This window comes from Amycolatopsis keratiniphila subsp. keratiniphila (assembly GCF_001620365.2).
GTDB lineage: Bacteria > Actinomycetota > Actinomycetes > Mycobacteriales > Pseudonocardiaceae > Amycolatopsis > Amycolatopsis keratiniphila.
In genome coordinates, this window is sequence record NZ_LQMT02000041.1 from 125653 (window position 1) to 140776 (window position 15124).

Below are 15124 nucleotides of genomic sequence, written 5' to 3' on the forward strand. Positions count from 1 at the left end.
CCTGAAGGTAGTGAAGGAGGCCTTCACACCTTCCCCAGTACGTGAAGGCCCCCTTCACTGCGCTAGACGCAATGAAGGGGGCCTTCACGTACTTCAGGGACCCAAACCGGTGGTCGTGAGTGGCGATAAGGGTTAGAACCCGAAACGCCATTCACGACCACCCGGGCCGATCGCTCGCTTGCCCTCCAGCGACGTTGCGAAAGCCACTTTCGCAACCTTCAACGTTGCGAAAGTGGCTTCCGCAACGTGCCGCGCGCGGCAGGTCAGGCGTCCTGCCCGGCGAGCGCCGGCCCCAGCACGAACTCCGGATCCACCTGGGCCGTGAGATCCTCCCCGGCCCGACCGCTGCCCCAAGCCCGCGCGTTGCGCAGGTGGAACTCGACGCCCTGACGCTGGTAACGCGCCCAGTCGCGCTGCTCGCCGTCGACGGTCGCGAGCATCGAGCCCAGCGTTCCGAGGTTGTGCGCCTCGAGTTCGCCGATCGGGCGCGCGCGGCCGCGTTCGGCGGCGCGGACGTGCCGCGAGTTCTCCATCCAGCCCAGCAGGGCGTCGCCGACCTCTTCGCGCAGGAACTCGATGTCCTCGTCCTCGGTCACCTTGTTGCCCACGACGACCAGCCGCACCCCGAAGTCCCGCGCGTAGTCGGCGTACTGCCGGTACACGCCGACACTGCGCACGGTCGGCTCGCACACCAGGAACGTCACGTCGAACCGCGTGAACAGCCCGGACGCGAACGCGTCGGCGCCCGCGGTCATGTCCATGACGACGTACTCGCCCGCGTCGTCGATCATGTGGTTCAGCAGCAGCTCCGCCGCGCCGACCTTCGAGTGGTAGCAGGCGACGCCGAGGTCGTCCTCGTCGAACTGCCCGGTGACGCCGAGCCGCACGCCGCCGAACTCGCGGAAGCACGCCTCGAAGATCGGGTTGTCCTCGAACGGCCGGACCAGCCGTGACCCGCGCCCCGGAGGCGTCGTCTTGATCATCGAGGCCGCGTCGGCGATCCGGGGGTTGTCGCCGCGCAGGTACTCCTTGATCAGGCCCATGTTGTCGCCCAGCGTCGGCCACGCGATGGCCTCCTCCTCGCTCGCGCCGAGCGCGACGGCGAGGTGCTGGTTGATGTCCGCGTCGATCGCCAGCACCGGTTTCCCGCCGCCTGCCAGGTACGCGGTGAACAGCGACGCCAGCGTGGTCTTGCCGCTGCCGCCCTTCCCGACGAACGCGATCTTCACGCCACGGCCCTTCCTGTCGTTTTGAAAAGGGTATCGGTTTTCATTTCGATCCGTAACGTACACCCGACCGGCCCACGCCCGAACGGGCGATCAACGGCGCCGGATCGGGATAGGGTTGGGTGGTGCCTCCACTCGTGATCAGGACACATGCGGCGGGAGGGGACTTCGGTCACCTGCGCGCCGAGTTCGCGCTGCCGGAGTCGTTCGGGCCCGACGTGCTCGCCGAGGCGGAGGCGGCGGTCGTCGACCCGCTCGAGTCGGCCGGGGACCGTGAAGACGCCACCGGTCTGCCCTTCGTCACCATCGACCCGCCCGGAGCCAAGGACCTCGACCAGGCGGTGCTGATCGAACGCGCCGACGGTGGCGGGTTCCGGGTCCACTACGCGATCGCCGATCTGGCCGCGTTCATCCCGCCGGGTGGCGCGCTCGACAAGGAGGCACGCCGCCGAGGCCAGACGCTCTACCTGCCCGACGGGAACGTCCCGCTGCACCCGCCGGTGCTGTCCGAGGGCGCGGCGAGCCTGCTGCCGGGGGAGACCCGGCCCGCCGTGCTGTGGACCATCGACGTCGACGCGAACGGCGAGCCGACGGCGACCAAGGTCCGCCGGGCGCTGGTCCGGTCCACCCAACAGTTCGACTACGAGACCGTCCAGGCCGCGATCGACGCGGGCGACCCGCATCCCTCGGTCGCCGCGCTGCCGGAGCTGGGCCGTCTGCGGCGCGAGCTCGCGATCCGGCGCGGCGCGGTCGAACTGCAGCTGCCGGAGCAGGAGATCAGCGGCGACCCCGACGGCGGCTGGGCGCTGATCCAGCGGCCGCGCAACGACGTCGACGCGTGGAACGCCGAGATCTCGCTGCTCACCGGCATGGCCGCGGCCAAGATCATGATCGACGCGAAGATCGGTGTCCTGCGCACGCTGCCGCAGCCCGATCCCGAGGCGGTCGAATGGCTGGGCCGGTCCGCGCAGGCGCTGAACATCGAGTGGCCCGAAGGCAAGAGCGTGTCGGAGTTCCTGGCCGCGCTCGACCCCGGCCGGCCCGCGTCCATGGCGCTTTTCGCCGACACCACAAGGCTTTTGCGCGGCGCCGGGTACACCGCGTTCGACGGCGGACTGCCGGAGCTGACGACCCACGCCGGGATCGGCGGCGCGTACGCCCATGTCACCGCGCCGATCCGGCGGCTGGTCGACCGGTTCGCCACCGAGATCTGTCTCGCCGTGAGCGCGGGCCGCGAGGTGCCCGAGTGGGTCCGCGCGGCGCTTTCGGAGGTGCCGGAACAGATGTCGGCGTCCGACACGCTGGCGGCCAAGGTCGAACGTGCGTGCATCGATCAGGTCGAGGCCTGGGTCATGGCCGAGCACATCGGCGAGGAGTTCGACGCGATCGTGCTGCGGGCCGACGACGCCAAGTCGGAGATCCTGATCGAGAATCCCCCGGTCATGGGCAAATGCGCGGGCGAGAAGCCGCCGGAAGGCGAGCGGATCCGCGTCCGGCTCACCGCGGTGGACGTCGACAAGCGGAAACTGTCGTTCGAGCGGGCATGATCGACGACCTCGGCGAAGTGGTCCCGCTGCGCGAACCGGCGTCGCGGGTGGTCTCGCTCGTGCCGTCGCTGACCGAGGCCGTCGAGGTGAGCGCCCCGGGGAGGCTCGCGGGTGTCACGGACTACTGCACCCATCCGGTGGATCTGGACGTCCCGAGGGTGGGCGGCTCGAAGTACCCGAACGTGGACAAGGTGCTCGAACTCGAACCGGATCTGGTGCTGGCCAACTCCGAGGAAAACCGGCCGGAGGACGTGGAACGCCTACGTGCCAACGGAATCCCGGTCTGGGTGATGGAGGCGTCGGCGACCGTGCCCAGTGCGCTCGCCTCGATCCGGCGGATCCTGACGCAGGCCTACGACCTCGCCGAGCCCGAGTGGCTGGTCGAGGCGGAGGAGATCTGGCGGGAGACCTTGCCGGAGCGTTTCCGCGCGGTCGTGCCGGTCTGGCGGAAGCCGTGGATCGTGCTCGGCAGGGACACCTTCGGCGGCGACGTGCTGCGTCGCGTCGGAATCGGCAACGTCTACGCCGATGACGAAGAGCGTTACCCGCGCCCGAAGCTCGACGAGCTCCAAGCGCGCTTCGCTGCCGGAGAAGCGAACCTTCTCGTGTTGCCCGACGAGCCCTACGAGTTCACTGCCGACGACGGCCCCGAAGCGTTCCCCGGCGCGAAGCACGTCCTGGTCTCCGGCCGCTATCTGACCTGGTACGGCCCTTCACTCGTCGAAGCGCACGCCAGGCTCACGCGACTCTTGGACGTGTGAGCCCGGCGCGCGAGATCAGAGGGTCAGGCCGGTCAGGACCGTGACGCGTTCTTCGGTGAAGTCCGCCATCGCCGACGCCGGACCTTCGCGGCCAACGCCGGAGTCCTTCACGCCGCCGTAGGGCATCTGGTCGGCCCGGAAGCTCGGAACGTCGCCGACGAGCACACCGCCGACACGCAGCTTCGCGGACACGTCGAACGCCGTCGGCAGGTCACGCGTGAACACGCCCGCCTGGAGACCGAAGCGCGAGTCGTTGATCCGGCGCACGCCGTCTTCCACCGAGTCGACCCGCGTGATCGACACGACCGGCCCGAAGACCTCGTCGGCCATCACCGACGCGTCTTCCGGCACGTTCGCGAGCACCGTCGGCTCGACGGTGGCGCCGTCGCGCTTTCCGCCGGTCAGCAGCTCGCCGCCCGCCTCGACCGCGGACGTGATCCACGATTCGACCCGGGTAGCGGCGGCGGTGTTGATCAGCGGCCCGACGTCGACGCCGTCAGTCCGCGGATTGCCGGTCCCGAGCGCGCGCACCTGCTCCAGCACCTTCGCGCGAAGCTCGTCGTAGACGTCGGCGTGCGCGTACACGCGCTGCACCGAGATGCACGACTGGCCGGCCTGGTACATCGCGAACGTCGCGATCCGCTGCGCCGCGAAGTCCAGGTCCGTCCAATCAGGACAGACGAGAACCGCCGCGTTGCCACCGAGTTCGAGCGCGACGTGCTTGCGCGGCACGCTGTCCCGGATACCCCAGCCCACCGGCACGGACCCGGTGAACGACACGACCGGCAGCCGAGGGTCGGCCACCAGTTCGGCCGATTCCTCGTTGCTCACCGGGAGGATCGACCAGCTACCGGCGGGCAGCTGGGTCTCGGCGAGGATCTCGCCGAGCAGCAACGCGGTCAGCGGCGTCGCGGGCGCGGGCTTGAGCACGATCGGCGCGCCGACCGCGATCGCCGGCGCCACCTTGTGCGCCACCAGGTTCAGCGGGAAGTTGAACGGGGTGATGCCCAGCACCGGGCCCTTCGGCACCCGGCGCACGAGCGCGAGCCGTCCGGTGCCGCCGGGGTCGGTGTCGAGCCGCTGCAGGTCACCGGAGAACCGGCGGGCCTCCTCGGCGGCCCAGCGGAACGTCGACGCCGCACGGCCGACCTCGCCGCGCGCCCACTTCAGCGGCTTGCCGGATTCGGCGGTGATCAGCTGCGCCAGCTCTTCGGACCGCTCACCCAAAACTCGGGACACGTGGTCCAACGCACCCGCCCGGACGTGCGCGGGCAGCGTCGCGAACTCGTCCTGGACGTCGTGCGCGGCCTGGACCGCGGCTTCGATGTCCGAAGTGGACGGAACGTGGTGCGACCCGGCCTCGCTCCCGTCGAAGGAGTGACGGACGACGACGGTCTCGTCGCTGGTGACCGGCTTTCCGGCCACCCAGAAGGGGAATGTCACTTGGAAGCCTCCGTACGGACAGCGTGCTCCAGGACCGACAGGCCCTCTTCGAGCAGTTCGGTGGACAGGGACAGCGGCGGCAGCAGACGGACGACGTTGCCGTAGGTGCCGCAGGTGAGGACGACGACGCCCGCCTGGTGGCAGGCCTGCGCGATCCGCTTGGTCAGGTCGGCGTCGGGTTCGGTGGTGCCCGGCTTCACGAACTCGGCGGCCAGCATCGCGCCGCGGCCGCGGACGTCGCCGATCACGCCGGTCTCCTCGGCCAGTGCGCGCAGCCGCGGCAGCACCGTGTCCTCGATGCGCTTCGCCGACGCCGCGAGGTTCTCCTGCCGCATGATCTCGATCGAGCCGAGCGCCGCGGCACACGCGATCGGGTTACCGCCGTAGGTGCCGCCGAGGCCACCCGGACCGACGGCGTCGAGCAGTTCCGCGCGGCCGGTGACGGCGGCGAGCGGAAGTCCGCCCGCGATGCCCTTGGCGGTGGCGATCAGATCGGGCACGACGTCCTCGTGCGTGGACGCGAACCACTCGCCGGTGCGGCAGAAACCGGTCTGCACCTCGTCGGCGACGAAGACGACACCGTTTTCGGTGCACCAGCGGGAAAGCGCGGACAGGAAACCGGGAGCGGGCTCGATGAAGCCGCCTTCACCCTGCACCGGCTCCAGCACGACGGCCGCGACCTGGTCGCCGCCGATCTGCTTCTCGATGCGGTCGATGGCGATCCGCGCGGCCTCGGGACCGGACAGGCCGTCGCGGTACGGGTACGACCCCGGCACCCGGTAGACCTCGGGCGCGAACGGGCCGAAACCGTGCTTGTAGGGGATGGACTTCGCGGTCAGCGCCATCGTCAGGTTGGTGCGGCCGTGGTAGGCGTGGTCGAACACGACGACCGCCTGGCGGCCGGTCGCGGCGCGGGCGATCTTGACGGCGTTCTCGACGGCTTCGGCGCCGGAGTTGAACAGCACCGAACGCTTCTCGTGCGTGCCCGGTGTCAGCTTGTCGAGTGCTTCGCACACCTCGACGTAGCCCTCGTACGGCGTGACCATGAAACACGTGTGCGTGAACCGGCCGGCCTGCTCGCGGACCCGGTCCACGACCGCCGGGGCGGCGTGGCCGACGTTGGTCACCGCGATGCCGGAACCGAAGTCGATCAGGACGTTGCCGTCGGCGTCGGTGAGCAGGCCGCCTTCGGCCGAGGTGACGTAGACGGGCAGCACCGAGCTCACGCCCGCGGCGACGACGGCCGCGCGCCGTTGCTGCAGGGCGCGCGAGGCGGGGCCGGGGATCTCGGTGCGCAGCCTGCGCTGTGTTTCGGTGGTGGCGGTCACGGCCAAACTCCTGCGGACGCGAGGGACGGTGGTCGCCCTCCAGGATGGGAGCCGCGCCGGACGGCGTCAGCTCGACATCTTGTCGATATCGAGGCGTAGAGTTGGACAACATGGCATTGACCCTCGCCGCCCTGGTGGCCGAACGTTCGCTCGGCCTGCGGGTGCGCGCGGCCGAGGCGGCGCTCGACCGGCCGATCGGCTGGGTCCACCCCACCGAACTGACCGATCCGCAGGCCTTCCTCGAAGGGGGCGAACTGCTGCTGACCACCGGCCTCGCCCTCGATGAGATCACCTCACCCGGGTACATCCGGCGACTGGTCGACGCGGGCGTGGCGGGGCTCGGTTTCGGGGTCGGCCTCAGCCACGAGAGCATCCCTCGGTCCCTTGTGGACACCGCGGAGGAGGTCGGGCTCCCGGTACTGGAGGTGCCGAGGAAGACGCCGTTCATCGCGATCACTCGCGCGGTTTCGCGTGCGGTCGCCGCAGACGAGTACGCGTCGCTCGTGCGCACCGGCAAGGGGCAGCAGGAACTGACGAGGACCGCCGTCGGCAAGGGCGGCCCCGGCGGGGTGGTGCGGAAACTGGCGAAGCTGGTCGATGGCTGGGTACTCCTGCTCGACTCGTCAGGCGCGGTCATCGAGGCTTCGCCCTCCGCGCGGCCCTTCGCCGACGAACTCCAGGACGATTTCGCGCGGCTGCGCGCGGGCACGCTGGTGACGGTGGTGGGGGAGTACGAGATCGTGCTGCAGACGCTCGACACGCGCGCCCGGGGCGTGCTCGCCGTCGGCACGCGCGAGCCGCTCGACGCCGCGGGGCAGCACATCGTCAATACCGCGGTGTCGTTGCTTTCCCTTGCCCTGGAACAGAACCGTGAGCACAGCGGAGCCTTGCGGCGGTTGAGGTCGGGGCTGTGCGACCTGCTCGCCGCGGGACACGGCGAACTCGCAACACGGACGATGAAGTCGCTCTGGGGTGGTGTCCCGGAAGCCCCGTGGTCGGTGCTGGCCGTCGCCGGTCCCGCGAGTGCGCGCCGATCGCTCGCCGACGCGCTCGGCGCCGAACTGGCGGGGGAGACGGTGTTCTTCGGCGAGTCCGGGACGTTCGTGCTCGCCCTCGGCGACGTGGAGGCGGTCGTCCGGCACGCTTCCCGGATCGGCGGATTGCATGCCGGGCTGTCCGAGCCGGTGTCCATAGTGGACTTCCCAGCGGGGTTACGGCAGGCGAAACAGGCGGCGGAAGCCGCGAAGGCCGAGAGGTCCCCGCTGGTCCGGTTCGCCGAACACGCCGGGCGTGGCTTCCTGGAAATCGTCGATTCCCAAGCGGCGCAAGCATTTTCGGACAGTCTGCTGGCGCCGCTGCGGCACCACGACGAAACCGGCAGGGGAGAACTGGTCGCCTCGCTGACCTGCTGGCTCGAACACCACGGTCACTGGGATCTGGCGTCCGCGCGGCTCGGCGTCCACCGGCACACCCTGCGCAACCGCATGCGCAAGGTCGCCGAACTGACCGGCCGCGATCTCGATTCCCCAGGGGTGCGCGCCGAGTTCTGGCTCGCGCTGCAGGTCAGCGCTCGGACCTGACCAACGCGATCGGCGAGTCCCCGCACCGCCGCAGCCGTGTACCGGTCTCCGTCGTGACCGGCTCCGCGCCGGCGGACCACCACGCCGGGACGTCGACCTCGCGGACCAGCGAGCCCGTCGCCTGCCGCGCGTTGTTCGACACGATCACCCTGCCCTGGGCGTTGACCAGCGCCGCGCGGCCGCCGAGGGCGCGCAGCTTCGGCTGCAGCAGGCGCTCGACCTCGCGCACGTAGATGTCCGCGCCGACAACGCCCGCGAAGGCCCCGTCGCGCTGGACGGGGACGGTGAAGGTCAGCGTGTATTCGTCGGTGCAGAGATAGTCGACGTACGGGCCGTTGATGTGGCGGCGGCCCGTGTCGCGCGGGACGGTGAACCACGACTGCCGGGTGTAATCGAGAAAGTTCTCACTGTCCGGATCGAGGCTGATGACCAGTCGCACCGGTTCGTCGTCGCCGGTCTCGGTCCACCACTCGAAGCCGAATTCCTGATCGGACAGCAGATTCGGCGCGCTGATGAACCCGGCGCCGACGACCAGGCCGCCGAGGACGTCGAAGACCTGCGGACGGAGACGGGTCAGGTCTTCCGCGGTGGCATCGGCGGATGCGGCCAGGAGCCCCTCGGCGCCGGCCAATACCGGCTTCAGCCGGCCGAAGACGTCCTCGACCATGGCGGATACCTGTTCGACGACCTCGGAACCGGCGGACGGTGTGTCGTTCACGATGCTCACCTCGGATGCGCGGATGTCGCAGCTTAAGGGGCCAGAAGGTCTAAATGCACGTCCGCCAGCCGGTCTATCGCTTCGAGGATGTGCTCCTCGGTGAGCTTCCTGGCCAGCTCGCCGTCGCCCTGTGCGATGGCGGCGGCGATCGCACGGTGTTCGGCGTAGGCGTTCTCGCGGGTGCCGTGTGGCTCGAGCGGCAGCCACAGCAGTCCCCCGCGTTCGCTCTGCAACTGCACTTCTTCCCGGGTCAACCGCGGCGATTGGGCGGCCGCGGCGACTTCGAGATGGAACTGGCGTTCGGCACGCGACGCTTCCGCCCCCGTGGCGGTGCGGATGTCCTCGGTCGCCAGTTCGAGCCGCTCGATGTCTTCGGGCGAACTCCGCTCGGCGGCGAGTTTGGCCGCGGCGCCCGCGATCGCGAGGTAGTGATCGCCGACGTCGCGAAGCTCGGACAGCGAGACCGTGCGAAGGCGCTCTCGCCACGAAGCGGCCGAAGGGTTGGCAGGTGTCTTCACGAAGCTTCCGCCGCCTCGGCCGCGTCGCGTCTCGACAAGGCCCTGCTGTCGCAAGGCCACGAGCGCTTCGCGAACCGTCACGGTGGAGACGCCGAACTGGGCGGCCAGCTCGGCTTCGCTCGGGAGCTGTTCCGAATCGGCCAGCAGCCCGAGCGTGATGGCGTCGACCAGCCGCGCGGTGACCGCTTCCGCCCGGCCGATCTGGTCGAGCGGAGCGAACATCGCTGATCGCGCGCTGTGCGACATCCCCTTACGCATGGTGGCCCTTCGCCCGTACCGCTACCCGATGGAAGCAATCTTGCACCATCGTCTTGTCATTTAACCTATGGACTTATATGTTTTAGCTCCCGCGCAGCCCCACGAGGGAGCAAGGGACCTTTGCTACCACCTCACGCCCCCAGGCCCCTGGAGGTCTCGTGCAGCAGTTGAAGCACTTCATCGGCGGTGAGTACACCGGATCCGCGTCGGGCCAGGTCGCCGACATCGTCGATCCCGTCACCGGCCGCCCGTATTGCACCGCCGCCGTCGCCGGCCCCGAAGACGTCGATCGCGCGCTCAAGGCCGCGGCCGCCGCGTTCGAAACCTGGCGTGAGACCACGCCCGCGCAGCGCCAGCTCGCGCTGCTGAAGATCGCGGACGCCGTCGAAGCCCGCGCGGACGGCCTCGTCCTCGTCGAATCGGCGAACACCGGCAAGCCGGTCGCGCTCACCGCGGCCGAAGAACTGCCGATGATCGTCGACCAGTTGCGGTTCTTCGCGGGGGCCGCGCGTGTCCTCGAAGGACGGTCGGCGGGCGAGTACATGGAAGGGCATACCTCTTTCGTCCGCCGAGAACCGATCGGCGTGTGCGCGCAGGTTACGCCGTGGAACTATCCGCTCCTCATGGCGGTCTGGAAGATCGCGCCCGCGCTCGCCGCGGGGAACACCGTGGTGCTCAAACCGGCCGACACCACGCCCGCGTCGACCCTGCTCCTCGCCGAGATCTGCGCCGAATTCCTGCCAGCAGGCGTGCTCAACGTGATCTGTGGCGACCGCGACACCGGACGGGCGCTCATCGAGCACGAGATCCCCGCGATGGTGTCCATCACCGGCTCCGTGCGGGCAGGGATCGAAGTCGCCGCTTCGGCCGCGAAGGACGTGAAGCGCGTCCACCTCGAACTCGGCGGTAAAGCGCCCGTAGTCGTCTTCGCGGACGCCGACATCGAAGCGGCCGCAGAAGGCATCGCCGCCGCTGGCTACTTCAACGCGGGCCAGGACTGTACGGCGGCGACGCGCGTCCTGGTCGCCGACGAGGTCCACGACACCTTCGTCGCGGCTCTCACGCGGCAGGCGCAGGCGACCACTACCGGCAAGCCAGACGACACGTCGGTCACCTACGGTCCGCTCAACAACGCCGCGCAACTCGAACGGGTCGCCGGGTTCGTCGACCGGCTGCCTGACCACGCGATAGTCCACTGTGGAGGTAAGCGGCATGGGGACGAGGGTTACTTCTACGAACCGACGGTGATCTCCGGGGTCCGGCAGGACGACGAGATCAGCCAGACGGAGATCTTCGGTCCGGTCATCACCGTGCAGCGCTTCGAGACCGAAGCCGAAGCGCTCGCGGCGGCCAACGGCGTCGAGTACGCGCTCGCGTCGTCGGTGTGGACCACCGACCACCAGCGAGCGATGCGGCTGGCCGGGAAGCTCGATTTCGGCTGCGTGTGGATCAACACGCATATCCCGCTGGTCGCCGAAATGCCGCACGGCGGCTTCAAGAAGTCCGGCTATGGCAAGGACCTCTCGCTCTACGGCCTCGAGGACTACACCCGCGTCAAGCACGTGATGAGCGCGCTGTGACGACCACCGAAAGGCACGCCATGCCTCATCAAGCGCCCACCGCCGCCGCGGGGGAGCAAGGGACCTTTGCTACCACCTCCGCAGGTGGAGGCGACATTCCGGCCATCCGCCTGCGCGGGTTGCGCAAGGAGTTCGGCCAGGTCCACGCGGTCGACGGCGTCGATCTCGACATCCCGCCCGGCGAGTTCTTCTCCATGCTCGGCCCGTCCGGCTCCGGCAAGACGACCGTGCTTCGCATGATCGCCGGCTTCGAGCTCCCGACGGCGGGCACGATCGAACTCCACGGCCGCGACGTCAGCCGTCTCGCGCCGTTCGACCGCGACGTCAACACCGTCTTCCAGGACTACGCGCTCTTCCCGCACATGACGGTGCAGCAGAACGTCGAGTACGGCCTCCGGGTGAAACGCGTCCCCCGCGCGGAGCGCCGTCAACGCGCGAAGGAGGCTCTCGACACCGTCCGGCTCGGCGAGTTCGGGGAGCGCAAACCCGACCAGCTCTCCGGCGGCCAGCGGCAACGGGTCGCCCTCGCCAGGGCACTGGTCAACCGGCCCAAGGTGCTCCTGCTCGACGAACCGCTCGGCGCGCTCGACCTGAAACTGCGCCACACCATGCAGACCGAGCTGAAACAGATCCAGCGCGAGGTCGGCATCACCTTCATCTTCGTCACCCACGACCAGGACGAGGCGTTGACGATGAGCGACCGCATCGCGGTGTTCAACGCCGGCCGCATCGAACAGGTCGGCTCACCGGTCGAGGTCTACGAGCGGCCCGCGACAGCGTTCGTCGCCGGCTTCGTCGGCACCTCGAACCTGCTCAGCGGCGGCGGCGCCGAGAACATCATCGGCGAACCCGGTGTGTTCAGCATCCGCCCCGAGAAGATCCGCATCGACGCCGATCTCTCGAAATCCGCCGGGGTCGGCGAGACCAGCGCCACCGGCACGGTCACCGACACCGTCTACGCCGGCGCGACCGTGCGCTACGAGGTCACCCTCGACGCCGGCGGCCAGCTCTCCGTGGTCCGGCAGAACACCGCCGAACCCGCGGACTTCGAAGGCGGCCGTGTCCGCCTGAGCTGGCGGCACGAACACAGCTTCCGCGTCCCCGAAGCCGGTTAGTTCTCCCCCAGTACCGAAAGGTTGTTCAATGAAGAACAGGAAACTCGCGCTCGTCGGCCTGCTCGGCGCCGGCCTGCTCGTGGCCGCCTGCGGAACCTCCGGGTCCAGTTCGACCGCCGCCGCGCCCGGCGGACAGGGTTTCACCCCGCCGAAGCTCGACGCGCTCGCGCAGCTCGGCCGGCCGGAAGGCCAGGTCAACGTGCTGGCCTGGCCCGGCTACGCGGAGAACGGCTCCAACGATCCGGCCGTCGACTGGGTCACCGGCTTCGAGAAGGAAACCGGCTGCAAGGTCAACGTCAAGGCGTTCGGCACCTCCGACGAGGCCGTGAGCCTGATGAAGACCGGACAGTACGACGTCATCTCCGCCTCCGGTGACGCTTCGCTGCGGCTCATCGCGTCCGGCGACGTCGAACCGGTGAACACCGCGCTCGTGCCGAACTACGCCGACGTCTTCGACTTCCTCAAGAACCGCCCGTGGAACAGCGTGAACAACGTCTCCTACGGCGTGCCGCACGGCTGGGGCGCGAACCTGCTCACCTGGCGCACCGACAAGGTGACCCCGGCGCCGACGTCGTGGTCGGTCATGTTCGACGCGAACAGCCCGTACAAGGGCAAGATCACCGCCTACGACTCGCCGATCTACATCGCCGACGCCGCGCTGTACCTGCAGACGCACAAACCCGAACTCGGCATCAAGAACCCGTACGCCTTGGACGACAAGCAGTTCCAGGCCGCCGTCGACCTGCTCAAGCAGCAGCGGCCGATGGTCGCGGAGTACTGGTCGGACTACCTGAAGGAAAGCCAGGCGCTCAAGAGCGGCGACGCCGTCGTCGGCACCGCCTGGCAGGTGACGGTGAACCTGACGAAGAGCGAGGGCGCGCCGGTCGAGTCGGTGCTGCCGTCCGAAGGCGCGACCGGCTGGTCGGACACCTGGATGGTGGGCGCGAAGTCGCCGCACAAGACGTGCTCCTACAAGTGGCTGAACCACATCGTCAGCCCGAAGGCGAACGCCCAGGTCGCCGAGTACTTCGGTGAGTCGCCCTCGAACCCGAAGGCGTGCGCCGAAACCAAGAACAAGGCGCACTGCGAGACCTTCCACGCCGGTGACGCCGCGTACGCCTCGAAGATCCAGTACTGGACGACGCCGATCACGCAGTGCCTCGACGGCCGCACCGACGTCAAGTGCAAGGACTACGGCGAGTGGACCCGCGCCTGGACCGAGATCAAGGGCTGACCTCCCGACTCCGGGAGCGGCCGGTGGGCCCCCCACGCCGGCCGCTCCCGGTCCCATCTCAAGGCGGAAGACGATGACGACCACCCTCGACTCGCCAAGGCGGAAAGCCTCCGCCTTCCTGTATCGCAAACCCAAGCTGCGCCTGGGAATCCTGCTCTCCGCGCCGATGCTGTGGCTCGGCCTCGCCTACCTCGGCGCGCTGGCCGCGTTGTTCGTCACCGCGTTCTGGAGCACCGACGTCTTCACCGGCCAGGTCGTGACCGAGTGGTCGCTGAACAACTTCGTCACCCTGTTCAGCGACGCGGTGTACCGCACGATCACCCTGCGGACGGTCGGGATCGCCGCGCTGGTCACGGTGGTCACCGCGATCATCGCCTTCCCGATGGCGTTCTACATGGCCAAATTCGCGTCACCGAGGGCACGGCGGCTCCTGGTGATCGCCGTCATGACGCCGCTGTGGGCGAGCTACCTGGTGAAGGCCTACGCCTGGCGGACCATGTTGTCCGGCAACGGAGTCCTGCACTGGCTGCTGAACCCGTTCGGTCTCGACACGCCGGGCTACGGCGTGCTCGCGACCGTGATCACGCTGTCGTACCTGTGGCTGCCGTACATGATCCTGCCGATCTACGCGGGCCTGGAGCGGCTGCCGAACTCCTTGGTGGACGCCGCGAGCGACCTCGGGGCCCGGCCGTTCCGGACGTTCCGCTCGGTGGTGCTGCCGGTGACCTTCCCGGCCGTCGTCGCCGGCTCGATCTTCACGTTCTCGTTGTCGCTGGGCGACTACATCGCGGTGAAGATCGTCGGCGGCACGTCGCAGATGCTCGGCAACGTCGTCTACGACAACATCGGCGCGGCCAACAACCTGCCGTTCGCGGCGACCGTCGCGACCGTGCCCGTGGTGATCATGCTCGCCTACCTCGCCGCCGTGCGCCGCACGGGCGCGCTGGACAACCTGTAGGAGCGCGCGATGCGGCTTTCCCGGACGACCAAATACCTGCTGCTGGCGGCGCTGGTGCTCGGCCTCGGCGTCATCTACTTCCCGCTGCTGGTGGTCCTGCTCAATTCCTTCAACGCGGACACCACCTTCGGCTGGCCACCGTCGAGCTTCACCCTCGAATGGTGGGGCCGGGCCGCGGAGAACGAAGGCGCGCTGAACGCACTGTGGACGAGTGTCCAAGCAGGACTCGCGGCCACCGCGATCGCCTTGGTACTAGGCACAATGGCGGCGTTCGCACTGCAGAAGTACCGCTTCTTCGGCCGCAACCAGGTGTCGTTGCTGATCATCCTGCCGATCGCGCTGCCCGGTATCGTCACCGGTATCGCGCTGAACAACGCCTTCCGCACGATCCTCGGCATCGACCTCGGCCTGTTCACCGCCATCGTCGCGCACGCGACGTTCTGCATCGTGGTGGTGTTCAACAACGTCGTCGCCCGCCTGCGGCGCATGGGCGGCAACCTCGAAGAGGCGTCGATGGACCTCGGCGCCGACGGGCTCACGACGTTCCGGCTGGTGACCTTCCCGATGCTGCGATCGGCCCTGCTGGCCGGCGGCCTGCTCGCCTTCGCCCTGTCGTTCGACGAAATCATCGTCACGACGTTCACCCTCGGGACCGGGCTGGAGACCCTGCCGATCTGGATCCTGAACAACCTGTTCCGGCCGAACCAGGCGCCGATCGTCAACGTCGTTGCGGCGGTGCTGATCCTGGCCTCGACTGTGCCGGTCTATCTGGCGCAACGGCTTTCCGGCGACACGACGTCGGGCGGACGGCTTTAGACGGCGAAACGCCGGTGCGACCCTTCGCGGCCGCACCGGCGT

Annotated in this window: 13 protein-coding genes; 8 read left to right on the forward strand and 5 right to left on the reverse strand. The window is 69.0% G+C overall.

Going from position 1 to position 15124, the window contains the following annotated elements; all coding sequences use genetic code 11:
* Positions 1-263 precede the first annotated feature (263 nt).
* Complete coding sequence (locus AVR91_RS37905) at positions 264-1229, reverse strand: ATP-binding protein (RefSeq protein WP_063276149.1); 966 nt, start codon at positions 1227-1229, stop codon at positions 264-266.
* 134 nt (positions 1230-1363) lie between these two features.
* Between AVR91_RS37905 and AVR91_RS37910 the strand changes: the two genes are divergently transcribed.
* Positions 1364-2773, forward strand: a complete 1410-nt coding sequence (locus tag AVR91_RS37910; RefSeq protein ID WP_063276150.1) for a ribonuclease R family protein — start codon at positions 1364-1366, stop codon at positions 2771-2773.
* The gene (locus AVR91_RS37915) at positions 2770-3534 is read left to right on the forward strand and encodes a helical backbone metal receptor (RefSeq protein WP_063276151.1); all 765 of its coding nucleotides are present in this window, start codon (positions 2770-2772) and stop codon (positions 3532-3534) included. The genes AVR91_RS37910 and AVR91_RS37915 overlap by 4 nt, the downstream gene beginning before the upstream one ends.
* 15 nt (positions 3535-3549) lie before the next feature.
* Here AVR91_RS37915 and AVR91_RS37920 read toward each other — a convergent pair whose 3' ends face one another.
* A complete protein-coding gene (locus AVR91_RS37920; RefSeq protein ID WP_063276152.1) occupies positions 3550-4977 on the reverse strand; it encodes an aldehyde dehydrogenase family protein in 1428 nt (475 codons plus the stop codon).
* Positions 4974-6305 (reverse strand): 4-aminobutyrate--2-oxoglutarate transaminase, encoded by a 1332-nt coding sequence (gabT, locus tag AVR91_RS37925; protein WP_063276153.1) that lies wholly within the window; start codon positions 6303-6305, stop codon positions 4974-4976. The genes AVR91_RS37920 and gabT overlap by 4 nt, the downstream gene beginning before the upstream one ends.
* 110 nt (positions 6306-6415) lie before the next feature.
* On the opposite strand from gabT, the gene AVR91_RS37930 reads away from it, so the two are divergent.
* Positions 6416-7885 carry a PucR family transcriptional regulator gene (locus AVR91_RS37930; protein ID WP_063276172.1) on the forward strand — a complete coding sequence of 490 codons (1470 nt, stop codon included), beginning with the start codon at positions 6416-6418 and terminating at the stop codon, positions 7883-7885.
* On the opposite strand, the gene AVR91_RS37935 is transcribed toward AVR91_RS37930, so the two are convergent.
* Positions 7869-8603: a cache domain-containing protein gene (locus tag AVR91_RS37935; protein ID WP_063276154.1), complete on the reverse strand. Its 735-nt coding sequence runs from the start codon at positions 8601-8603 to the stop codon at positions 7869-7871. The genes AVR91_RS37930 and AVR91_RS37935 overlap by 17 nt on opposite strands.
* Before the next feature lie 32 nt (positions 8604-8635).
* Positions 8636-9379, reverse strand: a complete 744-nt coding sequence (locus AVR91_RS37940) for a FadR/GntR family transcriptional regulator (protein ID WP_034313079.1) — start codon at positions 9377-9379, stop codon at positions 8636-8638.
* A gap of 158 nt (positions 9380-9537) precedes the next feature.
* Here AVR91_RS37940 and AVR91_RS37945 point away from each other — a divergent pair, with 158 nt between their 5' ends.
* The 5 genes from AVR91_RS37945 to AVR91_RS37965 all read left to right on the forward strand — a co-directional run bounded on the left by AVR91_RS37945 (position 9538) and on the right by AVR91_RS37965 (position 15082).
* Positions 9538-10959, forward strand: coding sequence for a gamma-aminobutyraldehyde dehydrogenase (locus tag AVR91_RS37945; RefSeq protein WP_063276155.1), 1422 nt, complete (start codon positions 9538-9540; stop codon positions 10957-10959).
* Positions 10960-10979: 20 nt separating this feature from the next.
* Entirely contained in the window at positions 10980-12074 is a 1095-nt protein-coding gene (locus tag AVR91_RS37950) for an ABC transporter ATP-binding protein (RefSeq protein ID WP_043848590.1), read from the forward strand.
* A 28-nt stretch (positions 12075-12102) separates the two neighbouring features.
* Positions 12103-13308, forward strand: a complete 1206-nt coding sequence (locus tag AVR91_RS37955; RefSeq protein WP_063276156.1) for an ABC transporter substrate-binding protein — start codon at positions 12103-12105, stop codon at positions 13306-13308.
* Between the two features lie 73 nt (positions 13309-13381).
* Positions 13382-14266: an ABC transporter permease gene (locus tag AVR91_RS37960; protein WP_063276157.1), complete on the forward strand. Its 885-nt coding sequence runs from the start codon at positions 13382-13384 to the stop codon at positions 14264-14266.
* A gap of 9 nt (positions 14267-14275) precedes the next feature.
* Positions 14276-15082 carry an ABC transporter permease gene (locus tag AVR91_RS37965; RefSeq protein WP_016331598.1) on the forward strand — a complete coding sequence of 269 codons (807 nt, stop codon included), beginning with the start codon at positions 14276-14278 and terminating at the stop codon, positions 15080-15082.
* Positions 15083-15124: the final 42 nt, after the last annotated feature.